General features: G+C 50.7%; 15 protein-coding genes and 2 pseudogenes. 1 reads left to right on the top strand and 16 read right to left on the bottom strand.

The genetic code is table 11. From position 1 onward, the window contains the following. The 7 genes and pseudogenes from AC0L73_RS15100 to AC0L73_RS15070 form a co-directional block, all read right to left on the bottom strand. Window positions 1–1,230: a hypothetical protein gene (locus AC0L73_RS15100; RefSeq protein ID WP_473654121.1), complete on the bottom strand. Its 1,230-nt coding sequence runs from the start codon at window positions 1,228–1,230 to the stop codon at window positions 1–3. Between the two features lie 27 nt (window positions 1,231–1,257). Next, on the bottom strand, window positions 1,258–1,866 hold the full coding sequence (locus AC0L73_RS15095; protein WP_227950951.1) for a hypothetical protein: 609 nt from the start codon (window positions 1,864–1,866) through the stop codon (window positions 1,258–1,260). A 193-nt stretch (window positions 1,867–2,059) separates the two neighbouring features. After that, window positions 2,060–2,929, bottom strand: a complete 870-nt coding sequence (locus AC0L73_RS15090; RefSeq protein ID WP_473654120.1) for a ChaN family lipoprotein — start codon at window positions 2,927–2,929, stop codon at window positions 2,060–2,062. A 16-nt stretch (window positions 2,930–2,945) separates the two neighbouring features. Then, window positions 2,946–4,670, bottom strand: a complete 1,725-nt coding sequence (locus AC0L73_RS15085; protein ID WP_473654119.1) for an ABC transporter ATP-binding protein/permease — start codon at window positions 4,668–4,670, stop codon at window positions 2,946–2,948. A gap of 80 nt (window positions 4,671–4,750) precedes the next feature. After that, on the bottom strand, window positions 4,751–7,027 hold the full coding sequence (locus tag AC0L73_RS15080) for a TonB-dependent hemoglobin/transferrin/lactoferrin family receptor (RefSeq protein ID WP_473654118.1): 2,277 nt from the start codon (window positions 7,025–7,027) through the stop codon (window positions 4,751–4,753). A 381-nt stretch (window positions 7,028–7,408) separates the two neighbouring features. Further along, window positions 7,409–8,469: pseudogene (locus tag AC0L73_RS15075) on the bottom strand (TauD/TfdA family dioxygenase). Window positions 8,470–8,503: 34 nt separating this feature from the next. Beyond that, window positions 8,504–9,340 carry a PhzF family phenazine biosynthesis protein gene (locus AC0L73_RS15070; RefSeq protein ID WP_227950939.1) on the bottom strand — a complete coding sequence of 279 codons (837 nt, stop codon included), beginning with the start codon at window positions 9,338–9,340 and terminating at the stop codon, window positions 8,504–8,506. A 119-nt stretch (window positions 9,341–9,459) separates the two neighbouring features. Here AC0L73_RS15070 and AC0L73_RS15065 point away from each other — a divergent pair, with 119 nt between their 5' ends. Continuing rightward, window positions 9,460–9,918, top strand: a complete 459-nt coding sequence (locus AC0L73_RS15065) for an Lrp/AsnC family transcriptional regulator (protein ID WP_227950937.1) — start codon at window positions 9,460–9,462, stop codon at window positions 9,916–9,918. 68 nt (window positions 9,919–9,986) lie between these two features. Here the strand turns inward: AC0L73_RS15065 and AC0L73_RS15060 are convergent, their stop codons facing one another. From AC0L73_RS15060 to AC0L73_RS15020, 9 genes and pseudogenes are all read right to left on the bottom strand, one after another. Further along, on the bottom strand, window positions 9,987–11,513 hold the full coding sequence (locus AC0L73_RS15060) for a class I adenylate-forming enzyme family protein (protein WP_473654117.1): 1,527 nt from the start codon (window positions 11,511–11,513) through the stop codon (window positions 9,987–9,989). A gap of 73 nt (window positions 11,514–11,586) precedes the next feature. Beyond that, window positions 11,587–13,137 (bottom strand): class I adenylate-forming enzyme family protein, encoded by a 1,551-nt coding sequence (locus AC0L73_RS15055; protein WP_473654116.1) that lies wholly within the window; start codon window positions 13,135–13,137, stop codon window positions 11,587–11,589. 21 nt (window positions 13,138–13,158) lie between these two features. Then, window positions 13,159–14,366, bottom strand: a pseudogene (locus AC0L73_RS15050) (thiolase family protein). A 46-nt stretch (window positions 14,367–14,412) separates the two neighbouring features. Next, a complete protein-coding gene (locus tag AC0L73_RS15045) occupies window positions 14,413–14,736 on the bottom strand; it encodes an ATP-binding cassette domain-containing protein (RefSeq protein ID WP_473654115.1) in 324 nt (107 codons plus the stop codon). Then, the gene (locus AC0L73_RS15040; protein WP_473654114.1) at window positions 14,720–15,115 is read right to left on the bottom strand and encodes an ATP-binding cassette domain-containing protein; all 396 of its coding nucleotides are present in this window, start codon (window positions 15,113–15,115) and stop codon (window positions 14,720–14,722) included. Before AC0L73_RS15040 ends, AC0L73_RS15045 begins: the two co-directional genes overlap by 17 nt. Beyond that, entirely contained in the window at window positions 15,112–15,876 is a 765-nt protein-coding gene (locus tag AC0L73_RS15035) for an ABC transporter ATP-binding protein (protein ID WP_227950926.1), read from the bottom strand. The genes AC0L73_RS15040 and AC0L73_RS15035 overlap by 4 nt, the downstream gene beginning before the upstream one ends. Then, complete coding sequence (locus AC0L73_RS15030) at window positions 15,873–16,820, bottom strand: branched-chain amino acid ABC transporter permease (protein ID WP_227950924.1); 948 nt, start codon at window positions 16,818–16,820, stop codon at window positions 15,873–15,875. Before AC0L73_RS15030 ends, AC0L73_RS15035 begins: the two co-directional genes overlap by 4 nt. Further along, complete coding sequence (locus AC0L73_RS15025; protein WP_227950922.1) at window positions 16,817–17,674, bottom strand: branched-chain amino acid ABC transporter permease; 858 nt, start codon at window positions 17,672–17,674, stop codon at window positions 16,817–16,819. Before AC0L73_RS15025 ends, AC0L73_RS15030 begins: the two co-directional genes overlap by 4 nt. A gap of 79 nt (window positions 17,675–17,753) precedes the next feature. Continuing rightward, on the bottom strand, window positions 17,754–18,944 hold the full coding sequence (locus AC0L73_RS15020; protein ID WP_227950920.1) for an ABC transporter substrate-binding protein: 1,191 nt from the start codon (window positions 18,942–18,944) through the stop codon (window positions 17,754–17,756). Window positions 18,945–19,389: the final 445 nt, after the last annotated feature.

The following is a 19,389-nucleotide window of genomic DNA, read 5'->3' as shown; positions in this document are numbered from 1 at the left end:
TTAAAGCTGTTTTTCTGGTGTTTTTTCCTGTTCATATACTTGTTTCAGAAAACTTCTCCATTCCGCAAACTGTTTCGCAGCATTACCCGTAAGTTTTTTTGTCTCACCCTCGAACTCAACAACCTGTGGTGCCAATTCAGAATCCACAGACTCGCCTAGCTCTTCAAGAGTACTCGCATGAAATTTTGTCTCATTGCCCGTTTTAAATCCTTCTGAGAAGAGAATAACCGATCCAACACCGGCGGCCGCAGCCCCGGCAAATGCTCCTGCGGACCGGGCGGCATTTCCACTGTTTGAACTTGCAGCCGCGAGACCAACCCCCAAAATCGCCAAAAGAACACCCCCGACGATTTGCGTCGTCTGCTTCACTCTTGCCTCGTTCAACGCGATCTGGGCTTCCTGGCTCTGTTTCTGCCAGACGGTATAACTCGGGGCCATCTTGGCATTGAACGCCTCATAGTGCTGTTGAAGATTATCCACATACAGTTGATCTCGGACCCAAATCGCCCTGATCCGGCGTAACATTGGATCATCCTCACTTGGCAGGCCGGTCAATTCAATCTCTCCGCCGTCATCTTTGATATACTCAGAGAAGGATTCCTCAGAAAAATTCGCTCCAAAACGCATTTCTGTCACAGGTTTCAGCAAGGCAAGTTCGGTATCATCCGCATCATCCAAATGCTCGACTAGGTCTTGCGCGGCTTCCACGAAGACAGGGTCATATGGGTCTTTCCCTTTATTTCGTATGGACTTAAAGAATTTCTCCGGCACTTCATGCTCATATTCTTCATCATACCATTTTGCACCTGAGATATCAAAAACGTCGACACCGATTTCCACGTCCAATCCGTTGGATTCTATGATCTTACCAATGACATATAAGTCTCCCGTCGCCTCAGCATTCGGCGTCACGCGAACGGCACCAAATTTTCCAGTTGCTTCAATTTTTTCTTTTAATATCAAGGCAAAGCGTACGGCCTCTGCGCGCCGCAACTCCGGCCAGACTTCTTCATCATCTTCGAGAGCAGCGTCATCCTCCGGGATGCCCGGATCGAACACCGGAATGATGACATCAAGCTTGGGTTTCGGCGAAGAAGGGTCAATTTTTGCCGCAGTCATGACTTCGCTAGAAACCCGGGGACCAACGCGCGACGACATTCCGGGCGTGACACAGCTCGTCAACAAAAAGCAGCTACAGATCAACCAGCCGACAAAACGCTGAACGTTCATCCTATCTCTCTCACTTTGCTTTCAACCTTAAATTTGCGATAAGCCCTTAAGCTTACGATATTCATTCCACAACTTGGCACGTTTTTCGGGGTCAGGCTCATTCATCGCCGCCTCTTTCACCTTTTGTTGTAGCACAGTGTCGTTGTCAGACGACGGAATATCATCGGGCAGCTTACCATTTGGCAGCACCTTATCCTGCGTTTGCGCTTGTGCCTGTTTATTTTCAGCGGCGTCAGCTGCCGTCGTGGGCGAACTGGATTTATCCGTTGTGTCGGTTTTCTCCGTCCCCTGAATACCGGCAGACGCCGTTGAGGAGGAAGCCTCCGTACCAACCGCATTTCCATTGGCACCATTGATACCTTGGGAACCGCTGGCTCCGTTAGCGGAAGCCGCACCGCCAGACTGAGATTGTTGTAGGCAATCGTCATATTTATTGAGCGACTCGAACAGAGCCCTGTCCATCCGGTCTGTAATTTCTTCTTTTGTCAGACCTTCCGTCTGCTGGTAATCGACGCCATATTCCTTGCATTCTTGCGCGTCTGTTCCAGTCTCTGTTGCCTGTGCAACCGCAGTATCGATATCAGTCAACAGAATTGCCAACATAAAAATGACTAAAAACAGAGTGAATTTACTCATTCAAAAATCAAGCTTCCAACATAAATATTATTATAAAAATCTAATTAAATACGATCATTACGTCAATTTCAGAAAGAATATCATATTATCAATTAGCATGGCCTTAACGCAAAATAATTACAAGGCCATGCTATGTCAGTGTCATTGAACGGAAAACTCCGTTTATACAGCGCGATGGGTTTCCTGTTTTCGCTTATTCAGGCTCCGCCTCACAGCAATCCATGTCTCCTCTCTCGTGAACATTTGGCAGGCAAAAACAAGCGCGGGCAATACCGGGCTGCTGCTCTCTTTCCCCGGATTCTCCTTTAGATGGGAGAAGGACTGAGACCTTGTCGATGCCGAGATCTTCCAATTGATATGGCGTCCCATGCCCAAATTCCAAATGCCCACGCCCAATGATCCCGATGACGAGCGGTGGATTATCACCCGTTTGCGTCGCGGCGATATTACAGGCAAAAGCGCGATCCCATGTCTGCTGCGCACGGGTAAAACGATCTTTGCGCGCTTCGGCTTCCTCTGACTTTGTTAGAAAAATACCGTCCGGGCCAGAAACGAGCGAGAAGAGATAGTCGCGATAGGCTTCGGTAGCGGGCTTTGCGGGTGTCAGACCGTCACGATCCTCCTCAGCGACGGCCTCCCACCCCTCCTTGCCGACGCGGGTCACCAGCGCGCGATAGCAATTAAGCGCGATCATCCGAACTCCGACTTCCCGACAAAAGCGGAAGATCGGCAAGTAAAGCTCCGGCGGAAAGCCCCAGACTTTTTTCCAGTCGACCTTTTCCAGAAACGCCTCCTCCGACAAATCGCCCGCCGTCCATTTGTCCAAAATAGGTTGGGCGCTTCTTGGAAACATCTCGAAACCGACTACGATATTCGAGTTATAGGCATGAAGTGCGGCCGTCACATAAAGCTGCCAGCGATGGATGTCGTACTGATCATGGGTCTCCCCCAGCAAGACAACGCGATTTTGCGCAAGTTCTGAGATTAACGCAGCATGCGGAATCAAGGCGCCGGTATCTGGATCAAGCCAGCTTGAAACGGGATGTGGGTAACTTGCTGTCATTTAGAATAACTTCCTTTTACTTAGTGAGATCGAATATAGGAATTCCCGGGTTTGGGGAGAGCGGAATATGACGCAATTCGCCAAAGCCGTCGGGCGGACGATGCGCCACAAGAATAAAGGTCGTGTTCGGTAACCGCGCCCGCAGCCGGGCGAAAATTTCTGCTTCGCTATCACTGTCAATAGCGCTGCTGGCCTCGTCCATGAACACCCAGTCCGGCTTTTCAATCAATAGCCGCACAAGTGCCAGGCGTTGCAGCTCTCCTCCGGAGAGGCCCGAAATATCCGGCTTTAATCCCGCCTGCAACGCCCGAGCCTGATCCGGCAAACCAACGGCCTCCAGGTAATCCGACGCCTCATCAAGACTGATGCTCCCCTCTTCCAGGGGATAAACAGCGCTTTCGGCAAGACTTGTTCCGTTGATCGTGCTCCGCTGAGGAATAAAGGCACACGACTTTCCATCCGGAATTTGGATCTCGCCATGACCATAGGGCCAGATATTTGCAAGCGCCTTTAGGAAAGTGCTCTTGCCGAGACCGGAAGGGCCGGAAATCCAGACATGCTCCCCGGACTTCAGGTCCCACTCGGACGGAATTTGCAAAGATTTTCCGACCGGGCTTTCAAGGGTTAATTTCTTGACATGAATGTCACCGCCCGGATGTTTCGTCACCGAAATTTCGCTCTCTGGCGCATTTTTGCATCGCTCGATCGCGTCCAGCAGATCACCAAGCCGGGTTATCGTCGCCGCAAGTGCCGCAAGACGGTTATAGGCAAAAATAAACCACGATAACGTCGTGACCACACTTTGAAAGGCGGAGGCGAGCTGCATCAATCCACCAAAATTCACATGCCCCGCGAAATAGGCCGGCAACGCCAACAGGAGCGGTATGCGCAAGATGGTGCGGAAATACGGGATCTTGAAACATCCAAGATAAAATTCCCGCAGTATCAGCCGCCGCCAGTTGGCAACGATAGCGGCGAACTTTTCATCCAGTCGACGCCGCTCCGCCCCTTCAAAGCCGGAGACGGCGATGGGGTCCGCATTTTCTCGCAACCGTACCAAATCGAAGCGAAAATCTGCTTCTTTTCTCTGTTGATTAAACGTCAGTTTCTTCAACGGGTAGCCCAGCCAATGAGTTAATCCGCTGGAGAGGAGAACATAAAGGAACGCCGCCCAGACCATGTAGCGAGGGATTGACACGTCCCAGTCGAACAGCGTGAATTCCAATGGAAAATTCGAAAGCGACCAGAGCACGGCGATGTAGGTGAACAGCCCCGTCACCGATGTAATGAGATCAAGCGTTTCGTCGACAAACTCTTCAACGAACAGGCGGCAGTCATCGGCAATACGCTGATCTGGATTGTCGATTTTCTCGACCCCGTAGCCATTCTGGAGACGCCAGTAAATCTTGTCCGAGAGCCAGTCGTTGAGGACGGCGCCGGTCAGATCCTGCCGCCAGCGCATGATGAGAAACTTGCGAAGATACCCTCCAGCAAGCGCGAGTGCCGCGTAAGCCGAAATTAGCAGAGCGTAAATACCAACCTGACGTGCTGCTTCCGACCCGTCAAAGCGTTCCAGCGCGCCATAGAAATCGGCCGTCCACTGGATCAGACGAACAGAAATCGGTATGCTGCCCAACTCAAAAAGCAAAACCACAATGTACAAAAATACATTGCGGCTGTTTGCTAGGTTAAAGAAGCTTATGCGCAGGATCATCCAGAGTTGTCGCGCGAGTTCTGTCATTCGTTCACTTTCCGAACTGGACTAACAGGCGCCCCGTCCGATATTTTGGATTAAAGAAAGAGGGTTGGAGATCGCCGCTGTCAGAAAGCGTAGCTGAGACCGACCTTGAGGCTACGCCCCGGTGCAGTTTGCAGCTCAATCGGGTTACCCCTCTTAACCGCATCCGTACCATTGATTGGAAAGCCACGTGTTTCCGGTCCAAAGTAGCGCGTATCGAAGATGTTGGTTAAGCCCGCCCTGAGCGTGAGATTTTCTGCCGCCTGCCAACCCGCAAGGACATCGAACACCGCATATCCGCCCGGTGAAAATTCTGTCGCAGGATCGGCCACATCGGCGGAACCGGCCTGAAATGTTCCGACCAGTTCTACATCGAAACCAAGCTTCGGATGCACATAACGTAAACCCGTCACAACTTGGAGCGGCAAAGCACCATTATAAGTTTCCTCAATGCCATTGTCCTTGATCTTGCCCTTCTGATAGGACAGCGCCACTCTTGTCGAGAAGTTGCCAGGAAGTTGCATGGCCGCGGTTGCCTCGATGCCATACATAAGAAGCGAGTCTGCATTGTCATATGTAAGGGTCATTGTTCCAGGAGGCAGGCCGTAATCCGCAGGATCTGCATCGACGAAGTTTTCGATAAAGTTCTTGTACTTCGCGACGAAGCCGTTGATTGAGAAATACCCCTTGTTTCCAAAGTCACCCCGGAAGCCCAGCTCATAACTATCGACCGACTCAGGTTCAAGATCAGGGTTCGGCACCAGCGCAAAGAATGGCAAGCTGTCAAGAGATTGATAGAGTTGTTGTGCTGTAGGCATCTTAAAGCCTTGCGCATATTGCCCATAAACGGAATAGACATCTGTCAGTTCGTAAATTGTGCCCAACTTGAACTGCAGATCCGACGCCGTGACCTTCTTCGGCTCCGCCCCTGGCACAAGTTGATAGTCGCCATCCGTCTTTGGATTGATGGAGTAATTAGTGAAGCGTACCCCCGGCGTTATCTTGAGCCGACCGTTATTGAAGGACATCTCGTCCTGGACATAGGTATCCAGGCGGGTCGTTGTTGCATCGGCGAAGTTGAAGCCCCCCGCCCGCGTCACCGTTGTCGTGTCTGTTGTAATGTTATGGGTGATGTCCTCGCGGTTATAATCTGTCGTCGTTACATCCCCGTCCAACCCATAGGTCAGGGTGTGCAGGCTCTCGCCCCAGTTAAAGGAGGATTCCAGTTGGAAATCACCTTCATAGAAAGTCTCGTCATAATACTGACTGATCTCCCGAACCTCCTCATCACCACTCGCAATGACCGTGCGGTAACGCTCACTGAAACGATCAACCTTTTGTGGGGAGTAGGTCACCTGCCACTTTATACGATCAAGCCAGTTCAGATCTTCAATAAGCCAGTCCTGATCAACGGACAGGCGATAGCGCTTGATCTTCTGCTCATGATCATATGCGTGAATATCCGAGGTGCCGTCCGGGCCGAGCACTGAATTCTGGTCAACGGAAGTGTCTCGGTTGAAATACTCGCCCGTCAGACGGAACTGGTTGGTGTCGGACGGATGCCAGACTAGCTTGGAAAGCAGGTTGTTCGACTGGCTGATGGTCGGGTCATATTCATTACAGGGCGTTGCCTCTGGATTTCTCGGGCATTCCTGAATAGCATAAGGACCGACCTCTGCATTCCCAAGATCTGTCTCCCGTCCGTCCCGACGTGTATAGCTCAACAAAGCCTCAAACTTGCGGCTGAACCGCGCGGCACCAGTGACAGACTCGGTAAAGGCCTCATCCAGTGTGCCATAGCTGAAATCAGCAGAACCACCGACCGACTTCCCACCAGTCAGATAGTCAGAAGGATCCTTCGTGACAAAATTGACCGTTCCGCCAAGCGCGTCACTTCCCCAAAGAACCGAAGAAGGCCCGCGAATGATCTCCACGGCCTTAACGTTAGAGGATTCCACGATGTCGCGGGTTGAATCCGTAATCCGTTCAATCGTCCGGTTTCCGTCCACTAGAACCTGTGTCCGGTTACCGCCAACCCCACGTATGCGGATACCGCCCGAACTGGAGAAAGGATCGGTGCTGGTGCTTTGCTTGGGCACCTCAATCCCTGGCTCGTATTTGAACACCTCTTCAATCACGTTATCCATGCGCCGGTCGAGGTCTTCGCGCGTCACTGTTGACACATTACCGGGAGTTTCCAATAGGGTTTTCTGTTTGCGATCCGCTGTGACTGTCACCGGCGGGAGCGATGTCATACTTGGATTCGATTGTGTAGACGTTGTCTCATCTGCCTTATTCTCGTTATTTTCTACTTTGGTCTCGCCTTGATCGGCGTCCGTTTTCGAAGTTGTTTGCGCCACAGTCATGTCCGGTTTCGAATTTGAAGATTGTGCGTAAAGAGCTGTTGTCAAAGCAAAATAACAGCAAGTTGTAAGGGCAACCAAGCGAGCAGACCTAGGCATTTCATGCACTCCGTTTTCTTGTTTATTTCGCTAACGACTCTAACTGCTATTAAGAATCATTAGCATTAACTGGCAATAGTTAATAATGATTATCAATATCAATACAAGATGTTTTATAAAATTAGTTTGAAAATTACGCCCATTCAGACAAGCAGAAGGCTCCGCAGACGTTAGAATTCTGCGGGTTTCGGTAAGATAAAAAAACTTCGCTTTTTCAGTATTTTACCTAAAGAAGCAAAGTTTCGTTGGATGAAACATGATTAATTTGTCAGTCTAAATTCACGCGTCCAGAGGAACATTGAGCCTCGTTCCCTCAACGATGATGCCACCGCGATTACCGATTTCAATCGTACCATAACGCTGACGAAAACAATCCGGCAGCGGACGGTCACCGGGCAGAGACAACCATAACCTCAGCAAGTGACGCTTCTTATTTGTCTCTGACCAGTCAACAAACGCTGTCCGATCATGTAGCAAGGAATGATTATACACGAACTGAATGTCGCCCGGCTCCAGCTGCATGGAGAGATGCAACGTAGGGTCATTCGCGAGAGAATCAAAAAAATCGAGCGCCTCCACCTGTTTCTCGGTAAGACGGGGCGCATCGGGGAAGCGCTGTGCACTATTAACATATTGCCGTTGATACAGCCCTGTTAAAAGCCCGTGATGCCAGTTCAATACCGGTATTTCAAAAAAGGGCTTCTGACCCGCCGGCACCTCGCCCCGCCGATCTGTCGCCACGGGCTTGAACATTTCCGCAACCAAATCAGGCCTTTGTCGCTGCATCTCATTGTAGATCGTGACGGTACTGACAAGCTGGGAGAGCCCCCCTCCTTCGCCTCTTGCAGGCACATCAGGCCGACAACATCGGTAGAATCCGTATGAAATGTCTGACGCTGAGCTGTTTGATAGATTCTAGTTCCGGAATCTTTTGGGTCTTTCCCGACGTCACGTACATGCCCAAGGATATGACCTGCGGCGTTCTGCGATCGAGCACGCCCGAGATAAGATCCTATTCCACAGAATATTGTTGCCGCCTTTTTCTGGCTGTATTCCTGCACCGGCAGACCGCGCATAAGGCTGAACCCAATACCATGCATCAGATCATTGCGTAATTGCGCCAGTTTCGGCGCAAGAAGAGGGAGTGAAAAATTTTCTGGTGATATATTCGCCAGATCCAGACCATCGGACTGGAAGCGTTCCGCTGCTTTTTCAAGCTTAAATGCTTCGTCCGATGAAAGTTGTGTTATCCAGGCTTTCGTATCCTTTGCCAACTCATGGCCGTACCACGCGCTCGGTGTTTTTATCATTTGCGGGGGAAAGTCTTGTTCATTCTTCATTGTCGCCCTCCTCTTCACCCAGACAACTTATACCTTATTCAATCGAGCGGGTCACTCCGGAAACCCGTACTGAGCTTCCAATCTCTTCGCCAAATTCAACTGCGATCATTGACCGGGCTCCCATATCCTCCCCCTGTATAATATCTAGCTTACCGCCGCGGGGCCATTCAATATCTCGCAGATAGCCGGAAAAAGCTGCGGCGGCCGCTCCAGTAGCGGGATCTTCAAATACACCCCCCGAGGCAAAAGCGTTTCGGACATGAAACTTGCTACTGCTTTCTTGCCAGACGAGCATGATCGTAATCAATCCACGGCTGTTCATAAAATGACGGCCCGCGTTCAGATCATAATTCATAGATCGAAGATCATTCCGGCTTTTGAGCGCAATAACATAGTGGTCTGCTCCACCGTGAACGCGTGCGGGTGGAATGCTTTCATCCAACTGAAGCCGGGAATATCCAAATAGTGCCAGCACAGCCTCTATTTCTTCGTCGCCCAGTTTTTCACTCCGTGTAGGCGGAGATTGCAAAGCCGCAGCATACTGATTTCCAACCGGCTCTCCTTCAACACTAATTTCCGCATCATTAAGTCGAAGAAAATATTTCCCCGGACCGCATTTTTCCGCTAATGCCGCGCCAAGCGCTATTGTCGCATGACCGCAAAAGGGAACTTCAGATTCCGGGGAAAAATAGCGAACCCTCCAAAAATTTCTATTCTTTTCCCGCGCGGCAAATGCCGTTTCTGAAAACCCTACCTCTGCAGCAACCATTTGCATTTTTTCTGGACTCGGAAGTGTATCGCACAAGACGACACCCGCTGGATTGCCGCCGATGTTGCCATCAGAAAAAGCCGCAATTTTCAAAACATCCATTATCATCTCCAATTATCAAAACGATCATGCCTTGAATATGGCGGTTATTAAGCCTAATATACATAACTTAAGTAAGGCAATTTTATATATTAATTATATTTTATTAGGAATTTTTCTGAATGACCTTAGTTTTTGAAAATGGCATTGATGGTACTGATCGTCTCATTCTTAAGAACCTTCAATCAGATGGTCGCTTGAGCATGAGTGATCTCGCAAAGGCTGTCGGAATGTCAGCGCCAAGCGTCAAGGACAGGGTACGTCGGTTGGAAGACCGCGGTGTCATCCGAAAATTTACTATTGATATCGACATGAAGGCGCTTGGCTACGAACTTGAGGCCATCGTCAGAATAAAACCGCGCCCCGGAAGTTTACATCTTGTTGAAAGAATGATCCTTGATGAGGCTCGTTTTACGAATTGCGACAAAGTAACCGGCGATGATTGTTTCATCGTCCGCCTTGCATTGAAGTCCGTTCAAGAACTGGACAGTTTGCTTGACCCATTTCATGAAAAAGCTGAAACGAATACGTCTATTGTAAAATCTTCACCTATTCGGAATAGAACGCCCGTAAGCCAGTAGATATCACAATCTTCACCCGATTATTCAATAAGCCTCAAAAGGTTTTTGGCTTTGCAATCGAAGACTTATCATTTCGCAAATTGTTTACGGAGCTCAGTTTTCAGGATTTTTCCGTAATTACTTTTCGGCAATTGATCGACAAAGAAATACTCTTTCGGCCGCTTGAACCTGCCAATGTTATTCAGGCAGAGCTCTTCTAACTCTTCAGGAGTAACCGTCTCCCCTTCCCTCAGGACAACAAAGGCGACAACTTCCTCCCCCCAGTCCGGCTCCGGCCGACCAACAACAGAAACTTCATCCAAACGGCTGTCCATCAGCAGGATTTCCTCGATCTCACGGGGATAAATGTTGGTGCCACCACTGATGATCATGTCCTTCGATCGATCTTTCAGGGTGAGAAAACCGTCTTCATCCAGAAATCCAATATCCCCAGTATGAAGCCATCCATCCCGTATCGCCTGGTTTGTTGCCTCCGGATTATTCCAATACCCCGCCATGACGACGTCACTTTTCAAGACAATCTCACCGAGTTCCCCGGTCGGGACTTCATTGTCTTCCTCATCGACAATTCTGACTTCCACGCCTGTGCGCGGGAGGCCAACGCTGGAGAGGCGCTTTTCATACTTCGGGTTATCGTAATCGGCATGAAGCTGTTTACTGAGGCTGGTGCCGGTATTAGGAGATTCCCCTTGCCCAAAAATCTGGATCAGGCAGGGCCCAAATGTCGCAAGGGCGCGTTTGGTATCCTCCAGATACATCGGCGCGCCACCGTAATAGATTGTCTTGATATTCTCAGACTTGGCAGAGCCTGCCTTCGGATGGTTCGTCATCCGCGTCAGCATTGTCGGTGCCGCCATGAAGGTCGCATTTTTGTAGGTTTCAAGAAGTCCAAAAATTTCCTCTACGTCGAAACCGCCGCTTTCCGGCACGACATGGTGCGACGCCTTGATTAGATGCGGAATGGCATATAATCCATCCGCATGAGACATCGGGGCCGTGTGAAAATAGGTATCTTCCGGGGAGAGCTGATCCACATCCGCGTAATATCTAAGCGTCATACCCAGCAAAGTCCGGTGCGTGAGCGTCGCCCCTTTCGGTTGGCCCGTCGTTCCGCTTGTATAGAAGATCCAGGCCGGGTCCGTCTCTGAGACATCCACCATCTCAATCGGGGGGTGCCTTAGCAGCGCTTCATAGGCATCGTCATTTACGCACAGAACCCGCTCGAACCCGTCGACAGTTTCTAAAGACTCGCTGATACCATCCATCAAGTTTTCGGTAACAAAGCAGGCCTTAACGCCCGCATTCTTAATGATATAGCCGAATTCCTTCGGATGCAGCTTGGAGTTCATAGGCACGACACATAGTCCCGCATGCCAGCAGGCCACCAGAATTTCCAGATACTGCGGCGTATTCAACATGGCGAGACCAACCCGATCCCCGGGGCCCAGCCCAAGCTCACCGCGAAGAGCCCCCGCGAGGCCTTGTACACGATCGGCAAACTCGCTGTAGGTATGGAGCTGTGTCGTCCCGAGGGAGACGGCGGGCTTATCGCCATAAACCCGTGCTACACGCGATAGAAAATCTGAAATATTCATTACATTACGTCCCCAGTTATTATTGCTGTTTCAGGGTCATATGTTCCGACCGTCAGCCCCTCACTTCGAGATGCTAGATTGCCCGCTCTTTATCGGTCCAGAAGCTCGCACGAATATCTTTCTTGCGCACTTTTCCAACCGGTGTACGGGGGAGGCTTTTCCAGATTTCAACGGACTTCGGTGCCTTTACGCTGCCAAGGGTTTTCTTGCAGAGACTGATAATCTCCTCTTCCTCTAGTGTGCAGCCTGGTTTCAGCTCAATCACCGCCTTTACCGCCTCGCCCCATTTTTCATCGGGGGCACCAATGACGGCACAATCCTGAACGGAAGGATGGCCCCAGATCACCTGCTCGATTTCACTCGGGTAGACGTTGAATCCACCGGTGATGATCATGTCCTTCTTGCGGTCGACAATGTAGACATACCCGTCTTCATCGATATACCCGATATCGCCGGTATGGTGCCAACCGAAGGTGGAGACCTCTTCCGTCGCTTCGGGGTTCTTGTAATAGCCCGTCATAACCAGATTGCCCTGAACGACAATTTCCCCGCGTTCATTCGGCGGCAGGAGATTGCCCTCATCATCCATTATCCGGACACGGGTCTGCAGGGTTTGGCGCCCGCAGCTTGCCAGCCTTTTTTCTTTTGTATTACTTCCCATTACGAGATGATCTTGAGGTGAAAGATAGGTGCAGAACATGGGTGCCTCGGCCTGCCCGAAAGACTGACTCATGACCGGCCCAAAAATATCCAGACATTCCTTCAGCTTGTCGACTGACATCGGCGCCGCAGCATAGATAAAATGCTCCAGACTGCTGTAGTCAAATTTCTTTACATCCGGATAGGCGAGCAGCATGTAAATCGCCGTCGGCGGCAGGAAGAGATGCGTTACCCCCTCACTCTCGATTGTCTTCGCAACCATTTCCGCATCAAACTGCGGAAGAATTACCTGTGTCCCGCCATTCGCCATGGAGAGAATGGCAAGCACACCTGCGGCATGGGACATCGGGGCAACAACCAGATGAACCGGCGGTTTCTTCATCGGCATCGTAGTATAGAAGGCCGTAATCATGGCATCCCATATACGGTTGGTCCAGAGCACACCTTTTGGAAGGCCCGTTGTTCCACCGGATGAAAAGATAGAGGCTAATGTATCCTGATCGCTTGCGATATCCGGATCGGTGCTCTCCTCACCCTCTATCCAGTCTTCCAGATAGACGCCGCGACCACCCGATTTATCGATACAGATGAAATGCTGGATTTTCGGGCAAAGCTTGGCGAATTCTCCGGCTTTCTCCTCGAATTCACTATGATAGAAAAGTATTTCCACATCACAGTTATCAAGGATATAGGCGTTTTCTTTGACTTCATTCTTCGCATTAAGCGGCACCCAGACAATACCTGCACGCAACATACCAAGACAGCATTCAAATGCCGGCACGGCGTTGGAACTAAAAACAGCGCCTTTCACCTGAGGCTTCACACCCAGACGGATCAGGGCATTGGCAATCCTGTAGTTGCGTTCCTGCACCTCCGCATAGCTGCGCGAAATGCTGCTGTCTTTCAGACAAACTCTCTGTGGGTCAAGGGCAACGCCCCGATCGAAATAGTCTATTACACGCACGATTTTCTCTCCCGCAGTCGATCAGTTTTTTTGCAAAATAGTGATGCAGGCGGCGGCTTCTTCATAGCCTAGAAATCCACCACCGTTTTCGGCAATGGCAGTCCGTGCGCCGTCCACCTGTCGAGGACCCGCCTCCCCGCGCAGCTGTGTTACAAGCTCATAAACCTGCGCCAGACCGGTTGCGCCAATGGGATGCCCTCGGGATTCCAGCCCCCGGAGGGATTAACAGGAATGCGACCGCCCACTGTTGTATGACCTTCTGCGGACAAACGCCCACCTTCCCCAAAATCACAGAAGCCCAATGCCTCAACCTGGAGAACTTCAGCAAAGGCCGTCGCATCGTGAACTTCCGCGACGTCCATGTCCTTAGGCGAAAGTCCTGCTTTTTCATAAGCTGCATTTGCCGCGAGATGTGTGATTTGCTTATTAAATTCGTCATGTTTACGGTTCGTACCTGAGCGCAACACTGTAGCCGCGACACGCACTGCCCGTCCAAGTCCAAGCTGCCGCGCCTTTTCTTCCGAAACCACAATGGCCGCCGCAGCGCCGTCACTGATCGGTGCGCACATGGCTAGCGTAAGCGGCCAAGCAACAGGACGATCCTTTAGAACCTCTTCCACCGTCATCTTGTTCTGATATTGCGCTTTCGGATTATACTGGGAATGAGTATGGTTCTTTGCACAGGCAGCGGCAATTTCGGCTTGTGTAATACCAAAGCTGTTCATGTGATTTCGCGCCAGCGATGCATAGACATCCATAAAAACGCTGCGCTGCCCGCCATCATCCTCGGCTTCCGGCGGTAAAGGCATATCCTTTGACATATCCTTCAGGCGGGCAATGGATTCTGCCGCCCTATGAACATCCCAGCCACCATCAAATACCGCGAATGAGCGGGCGCGATCCGTCGAATTCATCTTGTCTGTTCCGATTGCGAGCGCGATATCGCCCTGACCCGACTGAACAAAAGCGCAAGCTGAATTGAGCGCGGTGCTGGCACTGGCACAGGCATTCTCGATATTGGTAATCGGAATTCCTTCAAATCCGGCGGCACGGAGGGCTATTTGTCCGGGCACCAGATATTGCGCCTCAACCGCCGCTTGGGAGGCATTGGCAAAAAAGGCCGCCTGAATGCTCTCGCGGTCCAAACCGGCATCTTCCAGTGCCTCCGCAACGACTTCGGCAGTCATGTCCTTGACGGAACGGTTCAAGAATTTCCCGAACTGCGACATTCCAATTCCAATGATATACACGTCTGACATTTTCTTCACTCCGAGTTTAGAGACTTATAAGCCCTTCAATTTTTTCCCGCTCCGCCAGTAATTCTTCGGTTTTCCCTGACCAGCGAATATGTCCGTTGTCGATCATATATTGCCGTTTCGCCAGTTTGAGAGGCACTTTCAAATTTTGTTCCACAAGAAGAATTGCCACGCCTTCGGCGTTAATCAGGGCCATGGCATTGATCAGATCCTCAACCACTAAAGGAGCAAGACCTTCAGTCGGCTCATCCAGCAACAATAGCTTCGGATTGGTCAACAATCCGCGACCAACAGCAAGCATTTGCTGCTCCCCACCTGACAAGGTATCACCGCGTGAATTCATCCGCTCCTTCAGACGTGGGAAAAGATCGTACACCCGATCGAGGTTCCAAGCTCCGTTGCGGCCCATCACAGTTGCGATCTCGCAAATTTTCATCTACATCTAATGTCGCAAATATCCGGCGATCTTCCGGCACATAGGCAATGCCCGACCGCCCGAGCTTTTCTGTCGCGACTTTCGTCGCATCCTGTCCGTCATATATACGTTTTCCGGCAGCAATCGGATTCAACCCCATAATAGCCTTCAATAAGGTGCTTTTCCCCGCACCATTCCGGCCGATAAGAGATATGATCTCGCCCTCTTCCACATTGATGGAGACATCGTGCAAAGCCTGCGCCTTACCATAAAAAACATCACAGTTTTGCATTTCCAGAAGGCTCATTCTTCCTCTCCCAGATAAGCGGTGCGGACGCGCGGATCCCGTTTGATCGTTTCCGCCGCGCCGGACGCCAGAATTTCGCCCGCGAGCATGACGATAATCTCATCAGAAATTTCCATCACCACGTCCATGTTATGCTCAATCAACAAGACTGTGCGTCCCTCAGAAACTTTACGGATCAACTCGACGGCCTTTTCCGCAACATCATGACCAACACCAGCGAGCGGTTCATCCAATAGCAATACCTTGGGTTCACTCAAGAGCGCCAAACCAATTTCAAGGGCACGCTGATCACCATGTGAGAGGCTTCCCGCACTGACATGCCCGAAGCCTTCCAGCCCAATCTCAGAAAGAACCCGCTCCGCATCACGGGCGATATCTTTAAACTTGCTCACAGGACGCCAAAAAGGCTGCAGCCTGAAACGATGCGCTTGCGCCGCAAGACGCAGATTTTCGAACACTGTCATCTCAGGGAAGATCTGTGTAATCTGGAAGCTCCGGCCGAGGCCCGCCCATGTGCGCGCATGAGGAGGCTGACCAGTTATTTCCTGCTCATTCAGAAACACCCGGCCATTGCTGAGTTGCGCCCGGCCCGACAACGCATTCATAAGCGTCGTCTTTCCCGCGCCATTGGGTCCAATCAGACCATACAACAACCCCGGTTTGAACTCATAGCTGACATTAGTGACGGCCTTGAAGGCGCCATAGGACACCTCGATATCCTCACAACGTAGTACAGATTTATTTTCTGCGGCGGTGTTCATGGCTTACTCCCCGGCATGATGCGGTTCCAAAGCTGAATAATCATGCCCGCAATACCTTTCGGCATGGCAATCGTGGAAATGATAAATATTAGCCCCAGTATGCCGTACCAATGAGATGTCTGGGTCGAGAGCCATTCACGCATAATCTCGAATATCGCAACGCCAAGAATAGGCCCAAACAACGTTCCCATGCCGCCCAGCAGAACCATAATCACAACATCACCGGATGTTTTCCAATGAAGCATTTGCGGTCCGACATAGAAGATAAGAGAGGCAAGTAGACCGCCACTCACACCTGCATAAATACCTGAAATAGTAAATACCGACCGTTGCAGCCGCTGGACATTGAAGCCGATCTGCTCTGCCCGCACTTCGTTGGACTTAATGGCTTTCAGGGCCTGCCCCAGAGGGGATATCCGAATAAGACCGGAAATCAGCAATGCCAGCACGAACAACGTCAGCAAAAAGAAATAATAGTTGCTGTCATTATAGAAATCGATGCCGAACAGGTCCGGGCGCGGAACACCGGCGATACCATCGACACCACCTGTGAGCATTCGAAGCTTTGTTCCCGCCATGATATAAATAAGTTGGGATAACGCGAGCGTGAGAAGCGCGAAGAACAATCCAGATACCCGGATCGCAAAATAGCTGAAGACTAGCGCAAGAGCCCCGCCAACCAAACCGGCGGCCCCAAGTGCTGGAATGAAATCCCAGCCCATGCGCATTGTCAGCAGCGAAAGGGTATAGGCCCCCACGCCGAAGAAAGCGGCATGTCCGAATGACAGCATACCTGCAACACCGAACACCAAGTCAAAGCCGATAGCAAATATGGACCAGATCAGGATAGCGTTCACTAATCCAACATTTTGTCCATCAGGAAACATCAAGGGCACAGAAATTATGATGGCGACAACGAGCGCCATTAAGCGTTGTGCGTTCATGCCGTACGTCCCTTGCGACTGAATAGCCCTTCGGGCCGGAGAATGAGAGTTCCAATCAACAGGATAAAGGTGAGAAAATCGACCCAGCTCGGCGCGTAGCTATAGCCGAGTGCCCGCGTCATACCGATTAACAAGGCCGCCAACACCGCACCGCGAATGTTGCCAAGCCCCCCTATGATCACGACAATGAAGCTATCGATGATAATGTTAAAACCCATGCCAAGCTCGATTGGAAATAGCGGTCCGGCAACGGCTCCTCCAAGGGCCGCGAGGCCAGCGCCGAAGGAGAAAACCCCAGTGCGAACAAGCGAGACGTTAATGCCAAGCGTCCGCACCATCTCAGGGTCGCCGCTGGCCGCGCGGATGATCATGCCGTATCGACTGCGATCGAGCATGAAGAACAGGCCTGCTGAAACAGCTGCACCGAAGCCAATAATAAACAGTCGGTAACTTGGCACGGAACTACCGAACATTTCGATCGCGCCGGAAAATAACTCCGGCGGATACATTTGTTTATATTCCAGCCCCCAAATGATCCGGACGGCCTCGTCAATCACCAGAATGAACCCGAAGGTCAGCAAAAGCTGGTATACATGATCGCGGTTATAAACCGGCCGGAGCGCGATACGCTCCATTAACGCGCCAACAATCGCTGCAATAATCGGCGCAGCGATCAATCCTGCCCAAAAGCTTCCGGTGATATTTACCACCTGAAACGCGAGATATGCGCCGAGCATATAGAGCGAGCCATGGGCAAAATTGATTACCCGCAGCATGCCGAAAATAAGGGTCAGACCTGCCGCCAGCAAAAACAGCAGCATACCCATGGACAGGCCTATCACGATGGTAGACATAGCCGGATCACCTAACCTGGAAAGGAAATGGGGGCGACCAGAACTCGTTCATGGCCGCCCGGATTTTGATTAAGCCAGACTATTCTTCACAAGCCGGGAAGAGAGCCTCTGGCTGGAAGATATTCGTGATCTTCATTTTCAGATCAGGATATGGAGCCTCGCCTTTTTCAACAACACCCCAAAGGCCAACCTGCATCGCCTGATGATCACAGGCACGCATTTCTTTACGGCCTTCCACGGAATTCTCGCGAACACTTCCTTCAAAGGCTTCGACCCACTTTTCCCGATCCCAGGAGCCCGTACTGTCAACTGCATCAAGGAACCAGCTCATCCCGTCATAGGCTTCACCGGCGAAACTATCTGGCCATTCATTATATTTCGCACGATACGCCTCAACAAATGCCTTATTGGCAGGGTTGTCTAAGGAATAATGATACCGAACACCGGAAGCCGCACCTACTGCATCGGGACCAACCGCCGCTGCAAGAACTTCATCCTGCAAAACCGGACCGAACAGTGTCTTGTTCTTCCCAAGGCCCGCCTGACCGGCCTGCTTCAGGAACGTTACGCCGTCACTACCTGTCACGATAAGGACAACGCCATCAGCATCCGTCTTGGCAATTTTATCGATAATAACGGAATAGTCGCGATTGCCGAGTGGCGGATAGTCAATGCCGACGATCTCGATGCCAGCCTCTTCCGCAGCGGCCTTATAGGCTTCCCAACCGTCACGAGTAACAGCATAATCAGCACCAACACCATAAATTTTCTTCAACCCTGCGGCCTTGGTGAATTCCATCGCCATCCGAATTTCCATTCCGAGCGTATTTGATGTCCGGAATGAATAACGATATCCATTTGCGCGCGTCAGCTTATCATCAGCAGAAATCGTTATAAGAAGGGGAACTTTGCGTTGCTCAGTGATGCCCTGAAGAGCTGCTGTTGATGCAGAACTCGCCGCACCAAAAATCATCTGTGCACCGCCCGATATCAGGCGCGTTGCTTTTTGGACAGCCGGCTGTGGTTTGGTTTCACTGTCTTCCCAGGTCACCTCAATCGGTTTTCCCAGAACCTTGCCGCCCCGCAGATCAATAGCGAGCTGCGCACCCTGTTTCATGCCCTTACCGATAATGCCGTAAGGCCCGGAAAATGGCAGAACCGCACCAATTTTGAAGGTATCCGCCTCTTCCGAATGTGCATAATTGCCGCCCGTAATGGCAAGCACAGCAGCGCAGGCAACAGTTAAAACTGAAGACTTAAGAATATTCATGATCTCTCCCTATAAGGTCAGATGGTTTAATTACGGGCCAATTTTGCCCAACCGCTTTTTTAATCTTTTTGTCACGCGCAATGCCTGTGCCGCATGATCTCCCAGATTTATAAAAAATATAACAGTCTTCCTGTTTAAGTCAAATTGTTTGTTATAGTTGAAAGCTGGTTTAATCTGGGGGAAATTCCACCTCCATTTTCCTTGACTAGAGCCTTTATGATGGGCCGCGAACCTGCATTCCCGTAACAGATAAGATGTATTTATAACAATATAATTGATCTAATAAGCTATACTGTTATAAATACATCTTTAGGATGACTTATCCGTTGTCCGTATATCTGATTTTGAAGGACCAACTATTCGCAAGCCAAGACATAACGTTTTGTTCAAGCCTTTCGAAGTAGCTCGACCATCTTTCGTAGAATTGGTTTCATGCTACAACAAC

It is taken from the genome of Sneathiella sp. D3-11 (assembly GCF_055809395.1).
This window is presented reverse-complemented; position numbering and strand designations above follow the sequence as displayed.

Bases quoted from the DNA above. Each gene is read 5' to 3' on its own strand.
- AC0L73_RS15045 (WP_473654115.1), bottom strand. From the start codon at position 14,736: ATGAATTCACGCGGTGATACCTTGTCAGGTGGGGAGCAGCAAATGCTT.
- AC0L73_RS15090 (WP_473654120.1), bottom strand. From the start codon at position 2,929: ATGACAGCAAGTTACCCACATCCCGTTTCAAGCTGGCTTGATCCAGAT.
- AC0L73_RS15070 (WP_227950939.1), bottom strand. From the start codon at position 9,340: ATGGATGTTTTGAAAATTGCGGCTTTTTCTGATGGCAACATCGGCGGC.
- AC0L73_RS15100 (WP_473654121.1), bottom strand. From the start codon at position 1,230: ATGAACGTTCAGCGTTTTGTCGGCTGGTTGATCTGTAGCTGCTTTTTG.
- AC0L73_RS15020 (WP_227950920.1), bottom strand. From the start codon at position 18,944: ATGAATATTCTTAAGTCTTCAGTTTTAACTGTTGCCTGCGCTGCTGTG.
- AC0L73_RS15035 (WP_227950926.1), bottom strand. From the start codon at position 15,876: ATGAACACCGCCGCAGAAAATAAATCTGTACTACGTTGTGAGGATATC.
- AC0L73_RS15095 (WP_227950951.1), bottom strand. From the start codon at position 1,866: ATGAGTAAATTCACTCTGTTTTTAGTCATTTTTATGTTGGCAATTCTG.
- AC0L73_RS15085 (WP_473654119.1), bottom strand. From the start codon at position 4,670: ATGACAGAACTCGCGCGACAACTCTGGATGATCCTGCGCATAAGCTTC.
- AC0L73_RS15060 (WP_473654117.1), bottom strand. From the start codon at position 11,513: ATGAATATTTCAGATTTTCTATCGCGTGTAGCACGGGTTTATGGCGAT.
- AC0L73_RS15065 (WP_227950937.1), top strand. From the start codon at position 9,460: ATGACCTTAGTTTTTGAAAATGGCATTGATGGTACTGATCGTCTCATT.
- AC0L73_RS15030 (WP_227950924.1), bottom strand. From the start codon at position 16,820: ATGAACGCACAACGCTTAATGGCGCTCGTTGTCGCCATCATAATTTCT.
- AC0L73_RS15040 (WP_473654114.1), bottom strand. From the start codon at position 15,115: ATGAGCCTTCTGGAAATGCAAAACTGTGATGTTTTTTATGGTAAGGCG.
- AC0L73_RS15025 (WP_227950922.1), bottom strand. From the start codon at position 17,674: ATGTCTACCATCGTGATAGGCCTGTCCATGGGTATGCTGCTGTTTTTG.